The sequence below is a fragment of the Burkholderia sp. NRF60-BP8 genome (assembly GCF_001522585.2).
Taxonomy (GTDB): Bacteria; Pseudomonadota; Gammaproteobacteria; order Burkholderiales; family Burkholderiaceae; genus Burkholderia.
On the sequence record NZ_CP013374.1, the window covers coordinates 597,885 to 613,588 of the forward strand.

15 protein-coding genes are annotated in these 15,704 nt (G+C 66.9%); 4 read left to right on the forward strand and 11 right to left on the reverse strand.

The window, feature by feature from the left end:
- Positions 1-15: 15 nt before the first annotated feature.
- On the reverse strand, positions 16-975 hold the full coding sequence (locus WS54_RS32330; protein ID WP_059781930.1) for a dTDP-4-dehydrorhamnose reductase family protein: 960 nt from the start codon (positions 973-975) through the stop codon (positions 16-18).
- 294 nt (positions 976-1,269) lie between these two features.
- Positions 1,270-1,683: a DoxX family protein gene (locus tag WS54_RS32335; RefSeq protein ID WP_059781932.1), complete on the reverse strand. Its 414-nt coding sequence runs from the start codon at positions 1,681-1,683 to the stop codon at positions 1,270-1,272.
- Positions 1,684-2,661: 978 nt separating this feature from the next.
- On the opposite strand from WS54_RS32335, the gene fliD reads away from it, so the two are divergent.
- Positions 2,662-4,176: a flagellar filament capping protein FliD gene (gene fliD / locus WS54_RS32340; protein ID WP_059781933.1), complete on the forward strand. Its 1,515-nt coding sequence runs from the start codon at positions 2,662-2,664 to the stop codon at positions 4,174-4,176.
- 123 nt (positions 4,177-4,299) lie between these two features.
- Here the strand turns inward: fliD and WS54_RS32345 are convergent, their stop codons facing one another.
- From WS54_RS32345 to rbsK, 4 genes are all read right to left on the reverse strand, one after another.
- Positions 4,300-4,947 carry a hypothetical protein gene (locus WS54_RS32345; protein WP_059781935.1) on the reverse strand — a complete coding sequence of 216 codons (648 nt, stop codon included), beginning with the start codon at positions 4,945-4,947 and terminating at the stop codon, positions 4,300-4,302.
- Between the two features lie 453 nt (positions 4,948-5,400).
- On the reverse strand, positions 5,401-6,348 hold the full coding sequence (locus WS54_RS32355; protein ID WP_059781936.1) for a dihydrodipicolinate synthase family protein: 948 nt from the start codon (positions 6,346-6,348) through the stop codon (positions 5,401-5,403).
- A 43-nt stretch (positions 6,349-6,391) separates the two neighbouring features.
- Positions 6,392-7,711, reverse strand: a complete 1,320-nt coding sequence (locus WS54_RS32360; protein ID WP_059781938.1) for an MFS transporter — start codon at positions 7,709-7,711, stop codon at positions 6,392-6,394.
- Between the two features lie 60 nt (positions 7,712-7,771).
- The gene (gene rbsK / locus WS54_RS32365; protein ID WP_059781941.1) at positions 7,772-8,698 is read right to left on the reverse strand and encodes a ribokinase; all 927 of its coding nucleotides are present in this window, start codon (positions 8,696-8,698) and stop codon (positions 7,772-7,774) included.
- Between the two features lie 242 nt (positions 8,699-8,940).
- Between rbsK and WS54_RS32370 the strand changes: the two genes are divergently transcribed.
- Positions 8,941-10,011: a LacI family DNA-binding transcriptional regulator gene (locus WS54_RS32370; protein ID WP_059781943.1), complete on the forward strand. Its 1,071-nt coding sequence runs from the start codon at positions 8,941-8,943 to the stop codon at positions 10,009-10,011.
- Between the two features lie 16 nt (positions 10,012-10,027).
- Here WS54_RS32370 and WS54_RS32375 read toward each other — a convergent pair whose 3' ends face one another.
- From WS54_RS32375 to WS54_RS32390, 4 genes are all read right to left on the reverse strand, one after another.
- Positions 10,028-11,098 (reverse strand): lysozyme inhibitor LprI family protein, encoded by a 1,071-nt coding sequence (locus tag WS54_RS32375; RefSeq protein ID WP_108042050.1) that lies wholly within the window; start codon positions 11,096-11,098, stop codon positions 10,028-10,030.
- Positions 11,099-11,228: 130 nt separating this feature from the next.
- Complete coding sequence (locus WS54_RS32380) at positions 11,229-11,453, reverse strand: hypothetical protein (protein ID WP_059781947.1); 225 nt, start codon at positions 11,451-11,453, stop codon at positions 11,229-11,231.
- A 44-nt stretch (positions 11,454-11,497) separates the two neighbouring features.
- Positions 11,498-12,619 (reverse strand): Fic family protein, encoded by a 1,122-nt coding sequence (locus WS54_RS32385; protein ID WP_218929462.1) that lies wholly within the window; start codon positions 12,617-12,619, stop codon positions 11,498-11,500.
- A gap of 93 nt (positions 12,620-12,712) precedes the next feature.
- Entirely contained in the window at positions 12,713-13,630 is a 918-nt protein-coding gene (locus WS54_RS32390; RefSeq protein ID WP_059781948.1) for a LysR family transcriptional regulator, read from the reverse strand.
- Positions 13,631-13,757: 127 nt separating this feature from the next.
- Between WS54_RS32390 and WS54_RS32395 the strand changes: the two genes are divergently transcribed.
- A complete protein-coding gene (locus WS54_RS32395; RefSeq protein ID WP_034208884.1) occupies positions 13,758-14,483 on the forward strand; it encodes a pirin family protein in 726 nt (241 codons plus the stop codon).
- A 61-nt stretch (positions 14,484-14,544) separates the two neighbouring features.
- Positions 14,545-15,147 carry an NAD(P)H:quinone oxidoreductase gene (wrbA, locus tag WS54_RS32400; RefSeq protein ID WP_034208883.1) on the forward strand — a complete coding sequence of 201 codons (603 nt, stop codon included), beginning with the start codon at positions 14,545-14,547 and terminating at the stop codon, positions 15,145-15,147.
- Between the two features lie 89 nt (positions 15,148-15,236).
- Here wrbA and WS54_RS32405 read toward each other — a convergent pair whose 3' ends face one another.
- A complete protein-coding gene (locus WS54_RS32405) occupies positions 15,237-15,542 on the reverse strand; it encodes a hypothetical protein (RefSeq protein WP_059781949.1) in 306 nt (101 codons plus the stop codon).
- Positions 15,543-15,704 lie beyond the last annotated feature (162 nt).

A 15,704-nucleotide genomic window follows, 5' to 3' on the forward strand; every position in this document is an offset into this window, starting at 1 on the left:
CGCGCGGTATCGATCCTACGGCGACTGCGGCGCATCGCGCAGCACGGTCCGCAGCGCCGTATCGAACGGCGTCGCGTAATCGATCCCGAGCGCGCGCACGCGCGCCGCGTCCAGATGGCAGTCGTACGGGCGCGGCGTCGCGTCGGTCGGCTGGTCGATCGGCGCGAGCGACGCGGCGATGCCGAGCGCGGCAGCGATTCGCTGCGCGATCTCGTACTTCGTCATCGGCTCCTCGCTCGACCAGTGGCGGATCCCCGTGACGGTTTCACCCGCGAGATGACGCAGCGTCAGGTCGCGGATGACCTGCGCGACGTCGGGCGTATAGGTCGGGTAACGAATCGCCCATGCGTCCATGCCGACCGCATCGGCGCCCGGTCGCGCCGACGCGACGACGGCCGGCGCGAGGCTCGTGACGGCCGATTCGCGCCAGTCGGCGATCGGGCCGAAGAGCAGCGGCAGGCGCAGCACGCACGACAGCGGCGACGCGGCGAGGAGCGCGGCCTCGCCTTCCAGCTTGGTACGGCCGTATATGTTCAGCGGATTCGGGATCGCGTCTTCGCGGTAGGGGGCGGCCCGGCCGTCGAAGACGTAGTCGGTCGAGATGCCGAGCGTCCAGGCGCCGTATCGCGCGGCGAGCGCACCGATGCGGGCCGGTGCGGTGACGTTGATCGCGCGGGCCGCGGCCGGGTCGCGTTCGCAGACGTCGGGGCGGCGCTCGGCGGCGCAGAGAATCACCGCTGCGGGCCGGTGGGTTTCAAAAACGCGTTCGAGCGCCGGCTGGTCGAGAACATCGAGTTCGGCGATGTTCTCGGCTGGCAATGCGAGCAGCTTCGCGCCGGCGGTTTGCGGGTTCCGGATGGTGGCGAGCAGCGTCAGCGACGGTTCGCGGAACAAAGACGCGGCGACCGCGCGGCCCAGCAGGCCCGAGGCGCCGATGAGGAGGATGGTTTTGCGTACCGACGATCGATTTGGCATGGTGGCGATGAATCACGGAAACGCATGGATTATCGGGCTTATTGGATGACATGAGCGGCTCGCGTCCGGTCGGGAACAGGATCGACTCCGTTCTTCGCCCAGTTCGTCGTCCATATCGCGCCGACCAACGGCTTCGTGCAGTACGCGATCGGCGATGCGGATTCCGGCCGCGAACGAATGCGCTGCGCGCCGCGCTTCGGCACACGCCCTCACTCCACCGTCGCCCGCAAAAACAAAACCCGGCACGCGTACGCGCACCGGGCTCCCGATACCGAACGGAAACGCCGTCCCGCGTTACTTCCGGTCTACGGAATACCGCCCCGGCCCGACCAACGCGAGCAACAACAGCCCGCCGATGATGCTCACGTTCTTGTAGAAGTTGATCATCGCCATGTACTGCTCCATCCCCTGCAGCGCCCAGTAGCGATGGCCGATCAGCGCGGTCGCGAGCGTATAGGCGGCGAACGCCAGTGCGAGCGGACGCGTATAGAAACCGATCGCGATCAGCACGCCGCCCACCAGTTCGACCGCCACCGCGATCGCGGCCGCCAGCTCGGGCGCCGGGTTCCCCGTCGACGCCATATACGCGACCGTGCCCGAGAAACCGTTCAGCTTCTGCCAGCCGAACAGCACGAACAGGATCATCATCAGTACGCGAGCCGCCAGCAGCAGCTCGTCCTTCTTCGACTCCAGCGAAACGTAACGCATAGCAATCACCCTTGAATTGACGGTTTGATGCATCCGGTGCCGCGGCGCGCCCAATCGGCACACCATGACGGCTACGGACCACTCTTCGCTCGATCGGACGGCAAGCCACGCGGCCTGCCGCCGAAGAATCCGTCCGGTAACGCCGCGAGTGGCGGCGGGTTCGGGATCGGTTCTGGCGAAGCACGGGTGCAGTCTACTGTCCCGCAGCAAATCATCAATCCATCGAAATATGATTCGCCGTCTCGAATGAGTTGACAATCACGGAAGGCCGCCCCGTTATGCGGCGCCCTGGGCGGCCATGTAAACCACCGGCCTCCCTGTTTCGGCAACGCGAAAGAGGCTCGTTTCTTTACGTTACGGGAATCAGCAATATTTCCGAATTGAATTGGAACGCAACCATCAAAACGGCGCATTGCGCCCGTGACTCATCCGCATCCGATAGCAAGCATCGACTCAACGCAATCGTCATTCCGGTTAATCACGCGCCTTTACCTGCGTCGCCCGTATCATTTTTCGAGTTCAAGAACATGGCGCCGAAATGCGCTTTCCGCCCGAAACGCATGGAATCTCGTCTTTACGTGTGTTATCCGTCTTCCGTTCAGCGAAATCGACGAAAAAGCATGTCATCAAACATTCCTGCTTCTGCAAACTTCTACTCTGCCAAAAATCCTTTAATAAATACGACAAATATTATGTGTTGAGAGGAAACGGCACACATTCCCAGCACACTCTGCACCTTCCACTCGCCCATTCACGCTTCCCCCAGGAATCGTTACAAAAAATGACTAATTAATATCGATTTGAGAATACGATGGCGCACCGATTCGTTCGTCCGTTTTCCCGACACTTCCGCGATCCACGCCCCGCGCCATACGAGAAAGCGGCATGCACGCGAATCGCCATGCGCGCCGCCCCGATCGCCGCGGGCCGGCTCGACCGCCGTTTGCCACTGAATCGTCTTTCAACCGGAGCTCACCCATGCCAACGAATACGCCCGTCAACAGCGGCGCGAACGCGAACAGCCTGATGCAACAGGCGGCGCAATCGATCATCAACGGCTCGACCGGCAATCCGGCGATGGACGTCGGCTCGCTCGTCAAGACGCTCGTGAACGCGAAAACGGCCGGGCGGGCCGCGGCGCTCGCCGCTTCGCAAATGAACGGCAACACGCGGATCTCCGCATTCGGCGCGTTGTCGTCGGCGCTCGGCGCGCTGGAGGCGGGCCTGACGCCGCTGAAGAATGGCGCACTGCAGTCGACGTTCAACGCCGTCGCGAGCGGCAAGGGCCTGACGGCGACAGCCGGCGCGGGCGCGGTCGCCGGCACCTACACGGTCGGCGTCACACAGATCGCGACCGCGCAGGCGCTGTCGTCCGCCGGCTTGAACGGCAGCAAGGCGCTCGGCACCGGCACGCTGACGCTGTCGCTCGGCAACCAGTCGTTCAAGGTCGAAATCGGCAGCGCCAACAACACGCTGGCGGGCGTCGCGGCGGCAATCAACGGCGCGTCGGGCAACCCGGGGATCAGTGCGACGGTCATCAACGGCACGGATGGCGCGCACCTCGTGCTCGCGTCGTCGAAAACGGGCGCGGCGAATGCGATCAGCGTCGCGGTCGGCAACGTGTCCAACGACGGCGGCCTGTCGAATCTCGGCGTCACGTCGACGGTCGCCCCGTCCGGCGGCGCGTCGACGATCGATTCGGCGAACGGCGCGGCCGCCTGGCGGCAGAGCGCCGTCGCACAGGATGCGAAGTTCACGCTCAACGGGATCGCATCGACCAGCGCGAGCAACGCCGTGTCGGGCGTGCTGACCGGCATCACGCTGAACCTGTCGGCGGCCGCGGTCGGCGCGACCGATACGCAGACGCTGACGATCAGCACCGACACGAAGTCGCAGGCCGCGACGATCACGCATTTCGTGAGTCTGTACAACACGGTCGTCAAGACGATGGGCGCGCTGTCGAGCTACACGGCAGGCGCAAGCTCGCAGGGCGCGCTGATCGGCGATTCGACGCTGAACACGATCCGCAACGCGCTGGCGTCGATCGTCGCGCGCGGGGTGGACAGCGGCGGCGTCGCCGAGAAGGGCAACGGACACGCGAACCTGTTGTCGATCGGCATCAAGCTCGAGCGAGACGGCACGCTGAACGTCGACGGCGCGAAGCTCGACAGCGCGCTGTCCGCCAACCCGTCCGGGGTCGCGCGCCTGTTCAATCCGGAGAACGGGATCGGCACGCGCCTGGCCGAGCAGGTCACGCAGTTCACGAAGAAGAACGGGATGATCGACGTGCGCACGACCGCACTGAGCGCCGATCTGAAACGTGTTGCGCAACAGCAGTCGGATCTGTCCGACTATGCCGCACAACTGACCAGGCAGTATCAGGCGCAATTCACCGCGCTCAACACGCTGATGACCCGGATGAACACCCACTCGCAATACCTGACGCGATTGTTTGGCGGTGCGAACAGTAGCGGCACGCTGTCCAGGAAGTGAGCGGGTCGCGCGGTGTGCGCGGCCCGGCGACATCGTTCACGCCCGGCAGCGCGCCAGCGCCCGCCGGCTTCGCCTCGTCGCGGCCGGCAACCGGGCCGCAGTCGTCCTTGAAACAGGCACGCGTCAGCCGAGACCTTCGATGCGGTCGGCGAACCAATCGATTGCACGCGATACCCGACGCCCGAAATAGCCGGCGCGTTCGTGCTCGTACGCGCGCAGCAGCGACGTGCATTCGCGCTCGGCCCAGCGCCACACCGGGCCCTGCTTGGCGAATACCGGATGGTCGTGCAATTCGGCAGGTACCGTGTGCTCGTCTTCCCAGCCCCAGAAATAAGCTTGGTAGGCACGCGCGAACGGCATGCCCAGCTGGTTCGCAACGGCCTCGTCGTGGCGCGTCGTGAAGTCGACGATCTCCTTGCGCGTGCGCCCGCCCACGTCGTCGTGGCGCGCTTCGACCCAACAGTGATACCGCGCGAGTTGCGACAGATGCCGCGCGGTGCGGCGCCGCGCGCGCGTCGTGCACAGCGCATACAGGTTGCCGCCGCCGAAGTCCATCACCTCGCCGCCCGCGAACGGCCGATAAGGCTTGCCGGTCAGCAGCGTCAGCACCTGCGCGCCGACGATCGCATAGTCGGCGCAGCGCATGTAGCCGCTGCGCGTCGTCGCCTCCGACACGCTCCGATGGACGACCTCGTCGATCACGGCGCGCAGCATGGCATCAACCGGCGCCGCCAGGATCGGCGGCTGGCTTGTCGTCGTCACGTGTTGCATGGGCGAATGCGGCTTCCGCGGTTCGTCGGTAAAAATCACTCCGCGGCATGGTATTACGGACCGCTATGACGGACGGCCGCGAAATTGCGCAGATTTGTGCGCTTTTCTCGCCGTGTGAGAAAACATGTCGACGGTCCGCCAGACATCGTCGATGCGACGCGCGGCAGGATGGCCGGACGCGCGTCGACACCGCGCTCGCGGATCGCGGGCGGTTCGAGTTCGTGACGTCGTGAATGCCGCCGAATGACGGCCGGACAGCGCGGCGGCACGTGTTGCCGCCATCGACGGGATCGGGCGTCGCGACGATTTCGCCGCAATCGCATGCATCGCGCAACGCGGATCGTTTCAGCAGAAGCCGGCGTGCCGGCCGCACGCACGGCACGGCACGGCACGGCACGGCACGGCACGCGATGCGATCACGCGCCGCGCTGCCGGCGCGGCGCGCGTCCTCCGTCACGACGCAGCGATCCGCCGGCGGAAATGTTCGGTGCCCGCCACGATCTTGTCGAGCACCGCGTCGAGCGCCCAGAATCGTTCGCGCACGTCGTAGTCGATCGCACGGCATTTGATCGATCCGAATGTGCCGATCCGCTGGTGATAGAGCTTCGCGAGCGCCGGGTAGCCCAGCGCCTCCGATACCGCCGAGACGACCAGGAACGTCGACAGTTCGTCGGCGAGCGCCGGATTCGACTCGCCCCGCGTACGCAGCCACCGATAGAGATCGGGATGGAAGTTCGTGAACACGCCGTTGAAACCGGCGGACCCGGCCTTCATCGCGTCCCACGCAATCGCGGCGTTCGCGTTCAGGATCTTCAGCGGCGACCCCGCGGCAAGCGCGACGCGCCGCTTCACCGTGGCGAGCTCGCAACTCACGTCCTTGAGCATCACGAACCGGCCGGTATCGATACACGCGCGCAGCTCGTCGTCCGACAGAAGCCGCCGGTAAGGCGCCGGGCATTCGTACAGGCCGAGCGAGAGATCCGACGGCAGTCGCGCGAGCAGTCTGTGAAGATGATCGAGCAACGCGGCGCTGCCCTTGCGTTGCGGATCGAGACGATTGGTCACGAGCACGACGCCCTGCGCGCCCGATTCGGCCGCCGCGCACAGTTCGACGACCTGCGCGTCGATATCGTCGCTGATGTGGCCCGACGCGACGACCGGTACGCGCCCGGCCACCCGCTCGACCACGAAGCGCGCGAGTTCCGCGCGTTCGGCCAGACTCAGGAATTGCATCTCGCTCGATTGCGCGACCGCGAACAACGCATCCGAGCCGTGCGCCAGATACCATTCGATGAGCCGCTCGAGCCCCGCGTAGTCGATCGAGCCGGCGTCGTCGAACGGCGTCAGCATCACCGGCACGATCCCCTCGATGGTCACGTTCGATTGCTGCGAGTGTTGCATCGGTTTCTCCTTCCTTCAGTGAATGCGAATGCAGGCTGCACGATTACGCCGGCAACGGTCCGGGCGCGGCGTTCGCGGCCTGTTCGGGAATCGGCTTGCGCACGAGCAGCAGGTAGGCCATCGCACCGGCGAACGCGATCGCCGCCGCGGTGAGCAGCGCGGGCACGAACGACCACTTCTGCGCAATGACGCCGGTCAGGATCGGGGCAAGCGCGCCGCCGATAAAGCCGCCGAAATTCTGGATCGCGCCGAGCGACGCGATGCGGCTCGGCGGCGCGGCCGCCGTCGCGAGTGCCCACGAGCATGCCGATGCCGCGTTGGCGAGAAAGATCACCACCGAAATGCATGCGAGCGCAATCGTATTACTCTGCACGAGTGCGGCCGGAATCGTGAACGCGACCATCCCGAGCATCGCGGCCACCACCGCATTGCGCCGGCTCACGACCGGCGACCGGCTGCGGCGCGTGACGAAATCCGACAGCCAGCCGGCGGCCAGCGAACCGACGAACCCGCACAGGAACGGCACCGATGCGGCAAACCCCGTTCGGATCAGGCTCATGTGCCGCTCCATCGTCAGGTAGCCGGGCAACCAGGTCAGGTAGACCCAGTTCAGGTACACGGATCCGAAGAAGCCGATCAGCATCCCCCACGTCGTGCCGTGCGAGAACAGGTTGCGCCAGTCGGCGAAGGTCAACTTCGGCGCCGCGACGACGCTTTGCGCATCGGCATCGAGGTAACCGCGTTCGGCGGCGGACAGTTGCGCGCGCACCGGATCGCGATACAGCGCGAACCATACGACGGCGACGACGAGGCCGAGCGCCCCGGTCACGATGAACGCCCAGCGCCAGTTGAACGACGCAACGAGAACCGACAGCAGCAGCGGCGCAAGCGCGGTACCGAGCGGCGACGCGGCATTGAAAATGCCCGTCGGCGTGCCGCGCGCGCGTAGCGGAAACCAGTTGCTCACCACGCGCGCGGCCGACGGGAATTGCGGCGCCTCGCCGATGCCGAGCACGATGCGCGCGACGATGAACCAGCCGAAGCTGGACACGACGCCGCCGGCCGCCTGCGCGAACGACCAGACGATCAGCCCGATGCCGAGCAGCCGGCGCGGGCCGATGCGGTCGACCAGCCCGCCGACCGGAAACTGGCACAGCGCATAGCTCCATGAGAATGCCGACAACAGCAGCCCCATTTGCGCGAGCGACAGGCCGAGATCGCCGCGGATCGCCGAACTCGCGACGGCCAGCGTGCCGCGATCGAGATAGTTGACGATCCCGCTCGCCATCAACAGCGCGAGCGCGATGCGTTGACCGCGCCGAATCCGTGGCGGCGCGTGCGGAACAGGTTGGTTGTCGTTCATGTCGATTGTCTCCATGTCACTGGTCTCGGCCGGGTTCGGCCGTTCCGTCGTGTGCGGAATTCAGGTATCCATACGGTTTACTTCGTCGAGCGTCGGAATCGACGTCTGCGCGCCGTGACGCGTGACGCTGATCGCGGCCGCACGCTGGCCGAAGCCGATCGCGTCGTCCATCGACGCGCCGCCGGCCCGCGCGGCCGCGAACCCGCCGACGAACGTGTCGCCGGCCGCGGTCGTATCGACGGCCACCACCGCCATCGCACGATGGCGGCCGCTCCCTGCGCTGCCGCGCCAGCAAACGCCGCGCGCGCCGAGCGTGACCAGCACGTTGCCGACGCCTTTCGCGCACAGCGCATCGGCGGCGCGCGCGGCCGATGCATCGTCGCCCACGGCGATGCCGGTCAGCGACTCGGCCTCGGTTTCGTTGACGACGAGATAGTCGACCCGCGCCAGCAGCGCATCGAAGAGCGGCTGTGCGGGTGCGGGATTGAGCAACACCGGCGTGTGGTGCGCGCTGGCGCAGGCAATCGCGCGCGCCACGCTGGCGATCGGTATTTCGAGCTGGCACACGAGCAGCGCGGCTCCGACGATCGTGTCGCGCGCCGCGTCGATCCGGTCGGCGTCGACGCACGCATTCGCGCCGGGCACGACGACGATGCTGTTGGCGCCGCCGTCGTCGACCGTGATCGTCGCGACTCCGGTCGCCGTGCCGCCGATCCGGTGCAGGTGCGTCACGTCGATGCGCTCTGCCGCCAGCGCGCCGTGCAGGCGCGCACCGAACGCGTCGTCGCCGACGCAGCCGATCATCGCGACCGATGCGCCGAGGCGCGCGGCCGCGACCGCCTGGTTCGCGCCCTTGCCGCCGTGAACGGTCTCGAACGTCGTACCGAGCAGCGTCTCGCCCGGCACCGGCAGGCGCGGCGCGCGCGTGACGAGATCGATGTTGACGCTGCCGACGACGGCGACACGCGGTGACCGGAGACCGTTCATGGCTTGATGTAATCGCTTACATTCGCGGTCGACAAAATGACCGGATAGGTCGTCGTCTCGGAAAATTTGGCCATACGGATCGAGAAGGTGTCTGACATAATAGGAAGGCTGCAGCAAGATAGCGCTTACATTCTCGCAGGCTCGCTCGAGAATGCAAGCGGGGCCATCACGAATCGAGGGTAAACAATGACGCTTTTGACGGCACACGGCAGCGGCACGGCCGCCACGCGCGGAGACGGCCGATGAGCACGTCCCGGGCACGCCGCGGCAGCGGCCGCTCGGTGCTCGGCGACGTCGCGAAACTGGCCGGCGTATCGACCGCGACCGTCTCGCGCGTGTACAACGATCCCGGCAAGGTATCGGCCGACGTGCAGCAGCGCGTGCGCGACGCGGCGCTCGCACTGAACTGGATCCCGAATGCGGCCGGTCGCGCGCTCGCATCCACGCGCACTCACATCACGGGCGCGATCATTCCGACCCTCGACGACCAGGTGTTCGCGTCGCAGGTCGCCGGCATGCAGACGGTCATGGCCGAGCACGGCATCACGCTGTTCCTCGGCTGCTCGAACTACGATCCCGCGCAAGCGCTCGCGCAGGTACGCGCGATGCTGTCGCGCGGCGTGGAAGCCGTGTCGCTGGTCGGCGAAGCGTATCCGCCGGAATTGTTCGAACTCCTCGCGATGCATCGCGTGCCGTACGTCGTCACGTATGCGTACCGCGACGACAGCCCGCATTGCTGCATCGGCTTCGACAACCGCGCGGCGTTCGCACGGCTCACCACGCACCTGCTCGACCTCGGCCACCGCGATTTCGCGATCGTCATGCAGCCGTCGACGGACAACGACCGCGTGCAGGCCCGCCTGCGCGGCATTCACGACACGCTGGCCGCGCACGGGCTCGCGGTGCGTCCCGTGCATCAGCACGAAGGCGCGGCCACGATCGCGTTCGGGCGGGCGAGCCTGCGGGCGATCGTCGGCAGCGATGCGGCGACGCGGCCGACCGCCGTGATCTGCGGCAACGACGCGCTCGCGCTCGGCGCGTTGCTCGAAGCGCAGGCGCTCGGTATCGGCGTGCCCACGCAGTTGTCGATCACCGGCTTCGACGACGTCGCGCTCGCGCGCGAGATCCGGCCGTCGCTGACGACGATGTGGGTCGACACCGACGCGATCGGCCGCCAGGCCGCGCGTGCATTGCTTAACGCGCTCGAGAACGGCGCAACGGGGCCCGGCCATGCCGTCCTGCCCGAGCTGCGCATACGGGAATCGGCGGCGCCGCCCACGCGGACGCAGGCGCACGCGACGCGCAAGAAATAGCGGGCCAGCGCCCCGTTTACTGCATCACGTCGATCGGCAGCGTCTTGTCGAGCGTGTCGTGCCACGCGTTGATCGTCTTCGGCACGGTTTTCTTCCACGCGGGCACGTTCGAGTAGTAACGCATCCGGACGTGGTTCTTTGCATCGAACACGAGCAGCCCGATCCACAGATCGGTGCCGCGACGCATCACGATCGCCGCGTTCGTCGTCGCGATACCGCGCACCCAGTACGACGTCACGTGCGCGCCGAGGCCGTCGAGATCCTTCTCGTCGGCGCTGGAGTTGACCATGTCGACGAGCGTCTGATAGTCGGCGCCGAGCAGCTCGTGCGCGATCGCGTTCTGCCGCGCGTCGGCGACGACCTTGAGGCTCAGCAGGTCGGCTTTCGGTTGGGCCTGCGACTGCGCGGCGGCCACGTAGTTGCCCGCGTACGTGACGCCCGCACCCGCGCCGCAATCGAAATCGGCGCCCTGTTGCGTGACGCGAATGCGCCCGCCCTTCCGGTCGAAGTCGAGCCGGCACTTGTCCTGGCGGAAGACGCCGCTGTCGCCGTGCAGCACGATGTCGCCGTCGAGGCCGCCGGTATTCGCGCCGTTGTTGGCGCTCAGCTCGAAATGCAGGCGCGGCACCGTGCCGGTGAACGTCAGCACGCCGCCGACCGATGGGTTGTCGCTCGTCAGGTACCACGTCTGCTGCCAGCGGTCGGCGGCGAGCGGCGTGCCGTTCAGGCTCGCGAGCCGTTCGCGGTAGCGGTCGCCGAGGCATGACGCGTCGCTGCCGCACTGGTCGCGCTGCTTGAGCCACTTCAACTGCGCGGCCTTCGGCGCGGCCGTATCGCCGCCCTTCGCGAGCGTCCTCTTCCACGCGGCCGACAGATCGCCGTCGAGCTTCGATAATGCGGGGTTCGCGCAGATCGTCTTCTCGGTGGGCGATGCGGCCTTCCCGCAGTCGAAGCCGGCCGCCTGCGCGGCGACCGGCACCAGCATCAGCAGCGCGGCCGCCGCGATGAATGGCAACTGCGTGCGCGACGTTTCACATGCAGACATCGCGGCTTGGCCGCGCGCATTCGATCGGTTCTGGGTTGTCATCGGCTTGATCGTCGCTGCGTCGCGCGCCTGTAGAAGCGACCTGCACGCGACATTCGAGGTAAAAACGCCCGGCCCGGCATGCAGCGCATGCCGCCGCCCGCCGAAGCGTAACCCGGATGCGCGACGCCGATCAATCGACGTTCGATGTCGTCGCAACCATGTCGGCGGCGGTGCCGCGGTGCACGATACCGTCGTGCAACGCAGCTTTCGTCGCGCGACCGACGATCCCGATGAACACGATCGCCCGAGCGCCGTCACGCCCGGTCGGCCCGTCGTCTTCCATCGACCGGAGCCGGATGCGCCGCGCGGCGACCTGCCCCACGCGTGCCGCAATCGCACTCGCCGCATCGGCCATACACGGCGCCTTCGCGCGCAGGACGAGACGAGCCGGCAATGACGTCAGCCGTCGAACGGCACCAGCTCGTAACTCGTGCTCCGCCCACCGGACGCCGAGCGACGCAACATGCCCTGCTCGACGAGCTCCGTGATATCGCGCAGCGCCGTGTCTTGCGAGCATTTCGCGAGAGCGGCCCACTTGGTGGTCGTCAACTTCCCTTCGAAGCCGTCGAGCAAGCGATTCATGACCTTGACCTGGCGTTCGTTCATCGCGACGCCCGCGCATCGCTGCCAGAAGCGCGCCTTGATCAGCACCGCATCGAGTGTCGTGTGCGCGTGATCGACGGCCTGGCCCAGCGTGTTCAGAAACCACGCAAGCCACTCCGTGACGTCGAGCGAACCGCGCTGCGTGCGCTCCAGCGCGTCGTAATACGCGTTGCGCTCGCGCTGGATCTGCGCGGACAGGCTGTAGAAACGCTGCGGGCTTCGGTCCGCGCGTGCCAGAACCAGATCGCCGAGCGCGCGCGCGATGCGACCGTTGCCGTCGTCGAACGGGTGCAGCGTGACGAACCACAGGTGGGCCAGGCCGGCCCTGATCAGCAAGGGCTCGGCCGGCGGCGCGTTGAACCACGCGAGAAAGCGCCCGATCTCGTGCGTCAGGCGGGTGGCCGGCGGCGCCTCGAAATGCACGCGCTGCCGGCCGATCGGCCCGGAGACGACCTGCATCGGCCCGCTCGCATCCGAGCGCCACCCGCCGACCGTGATCCGCGACAGCCCCGAATAGCCGGTCGGGAACAGCGCGGCATGCCATCCGAACAACCGCGCTTCTGTGACCGGTGCGGCCGCATGGGTCGTCGCATCCAGCACCATGTCGACGACGCCTTCGACATGGCGATCGATCGGCGCGAGCGCGCCGATGTCGACGCCGAGCCGGCGCGCGATCGACGACCGGACCGACGCGACATTCAGGTTCTCGCCTTCGATCGCGCTGGTCTTGACGACGTCATCCGTCAGCGCGGCCAGGCTCGCTTCGTCGCGCAACGCCAGGCCGACATCCGCCAATCGCCCGGCCAGCATGCCTTGCGCACGGCTGACGTCGGCGAGCGGCATGGCGAGGGTCGCAAGATCGAAGCGCCATGCCGGCCAGTCGGCCGATTCCCAGATATAGGTGTAATCTCCGCTCATGATGCGGAGATTATCCACCGATACACCGCACGACTCAACAATCTCCGCAAAATTTGCGGAGATTAATCGCCTCATTCACCGCAAAGCGGCCGGCTACCGTGCCCGGCCCGCCCCGCTCGCGTCCGTCGGCGCCGGCTGCCCGAGCCGCTCCGCGAGAAACCCGATGAACGTACGCAGCGTGACGAACCCCTCGCGGTGCTGCGGAAACACGGCATTGAGCGTGATCGGCGGCGGCACGTACGCGTCGAGCACCGGCACGAGCGCACCGCTGTCGAGCGCCGCGCCGACGATGAAGTGCGGCAGCAGCGCGATGCCGAGCCCCGCGATCGCGGCGTCGCGCACCACTTCGCCGTTGTTCGCGACGAGCGGCCCCTGCACGTCGAACGTGCGCGCCGCGCCGTCGACGCGGAATTCCCAGCCGACCCGCCGCTCGCGTCCGTACAGCACGCACGTATGGCCGGCCAGATCGGCCGGCGTCTGCGGCGTGCCATGCCGCTTCAGGTACGCGGGGCTCGCGCACGGGATCATCCGCCACGCGCCGAGCGGTCGTGCGATCAGCGTCGAGTCCTCGAGCGAGCCGATCCGCAGCACGAGGTCGAAGCCCTCGCCGATCAGGTCGACGCGCCGGTCGGTCAGGTCGAGGTTCAGCCGCACGGCCGGGTGCGCGGACAGGAATTCGGCGATCAGCGGCGACACGTGCGTGATCCCGAACGACAGCGGCGCGCTGATCTTCAGCGAGCCATGCAGCTCCGTACTGCGCACCGACATCGCCTGCTCGGCGTCGGCGATCTCCGCGAGGATGCGCTGCGCGCGCACATAAAACTCCTGCCCCGACTCGGTCACCGCGAGATTGCGGGTATTGCGATGCAGAAGCCGCACGCCGAGCGACGCCTCCAGCGCCATCGTGCGGCGACTGACGAACTGCTTGGACAGCATCAGCTGGTCGGCCGCCGCCGTGAAACTGCCTGCGTCGACGGTCGCGACGAAGATCCTCAGGTCGTTGAGTTCCATATTGTCCACTCCATAGCGACAGTCATTATCTTTACAGCGATTTATTTGTCAAATCGATTGACCTAAGATTCATCTCAACGAACGGCCGGGCCCACTTCCGAGGTCCGGCGACTTGAAGGAAAAAATCATGATCGACATCCGTGCAGCAAACCAACGCGGCCGTGCGGAGCATGGCTGGCTCAGCTCCCGTCATACGTTCTCGTTCGCGAATTACTACGATCCGAAGCAAGTCGGCTTCTCCGATCTGCTCGTGATCAACGACGACCGCGTCGCCCCGGGCCGCGGCTTCGGCACGCACCCGCACCGCGACATGGAAATCCTGTCGTACGTGCTCGAAGGCGCGCTCGAACACAAGGACTCGATGGGCACCGGTTCGGTGATCGTGCCGGGCGACGTGCAACTGATGAGCGCGGGCACGGGCGTGCGCCACAGCGAGTTCAACCACTCGCCGGACGCGCCGGTCCACTTCCTGCAGATCTGGGTCGGGCCGGCCGAAAAGGGTGCCGAGCCGCGTTATCAGCAGACCAATGTCGCGGCCGACGACAAGCGCGGCAAGCTCGCCCTCGTCGTGTCGCCGAACGGCGACGCCGGTTCGCTGAAGATCCGCCAGGACACGCGGATTTACGCGGGCCTGTTCGACGGCGACGAAAGCACTACGCTGGAACTTGATCCGAACCGCTTCGCTTACGTGCATGTGGCGCGCGGCAGCGTGACGGTCAACGGCGTGACGCTCGGCGAAGGCGACGGCGCGCGCATCCGCGGCGAGCAGGCGCTGACGATCGCGAACGGCAAGGATGCCGAAGTGCTGGTGTTCGACCTGCGTCCGGTCGAAGTGACGGCCGAATGGGCGTGACGCCCGTTCGGGAAACCGGGCTCCGCTGACCGCGGGGCCCCTTTAATCGGAGATTCGCAACATGGCCAAGGTTCTCGTTCTTTACTACTCGTCCTACGGGCACGTCGAAACGATGGCGCAGCACGTCGTGGAGGGCGCGAAATCGGTGCCCGGCGTCGAGGTCACGCTCAAGCGCGTGCCGGAAACGATCCCCGTCGACCAGGCCCGCGCGATCGGCGTGAAGGTCGACCAGGCCGCGCCGGTCGCCACGGTGGACGAACTCGCCGACTACGATGCGATCATCTTCGGCACGCCGACCCGCTTCGGCAACATGGCCGGCCAGATGCGCACGTTCCTCGACCAGACGGGCGGCCTGTGGATGAAAGGCGCACTCGTCGGCAAGATCGGCAGCGTGTTCGCGTCGACCGGCACCCAGCACGGCGGCCAGGAAACGACGATCACGTCGTTCCACACGACGCTGCTGCATCACGGGATGGTGATCGTGGGCGTGCCGTATGCGTGCAGCGGGCTCGTCAACATGAACGAAATCACCGGCGGCACGCCGTACGGCGCGACCACGCTCGCGGGTGCGGACGGCAGCCGCCAGCCGAGCGCGAACGAACTCGACATCGCGCGCTACCAGGGCAAGCACGTGGCCGAACTCGCGAGCAAGCTCGCGTCGTAACGCGGCGGCTCCGCGGCCCCGCAGTTCCGCACAGGACGAACGGCGCCGGGTCGACCGGCGCCGTTCGTCCTGTGCAACGCGTTCGACCGTTACTGGCCCGAAGCCGGTGCGGCCGGCGCCGCGTTCGTCGCGGGCGCCTTTTGCACGGCGTTCTGCGGATAGTTGCTCTGGTCGTTGGTCAACCGGTAGCCGCTGCCGGTGCCGATCGCCTTCAGGTCCGACGCGTGCCGCGCGCGGGCCGCCTTGCGCGCCGCTTTCTTCTGCGCCTTGTCGAGCTGCTTCTGCGCCGGCGCGGACGCCGGGTCCTGCGCGTATGCCGCCGGCGCGGCGGTCAACAACAGACCGAACGACGCCGCTACCGCTACTGCCACCGAAACCACGCGAGACTGCTTCATGGCCGATCTCCTTGTCGATTGTTGAGTGTGGGTCGGACACCGGCGTGCATGCGACGGCTTGCGACAACGGCGCCGATGCAACGTTAGCCGATCGCTGCGCAAATGTCCTTGGGCGTTCCTGAATTCTCCTGATAACGCCGACGATACATGCGCGCCGCGAGC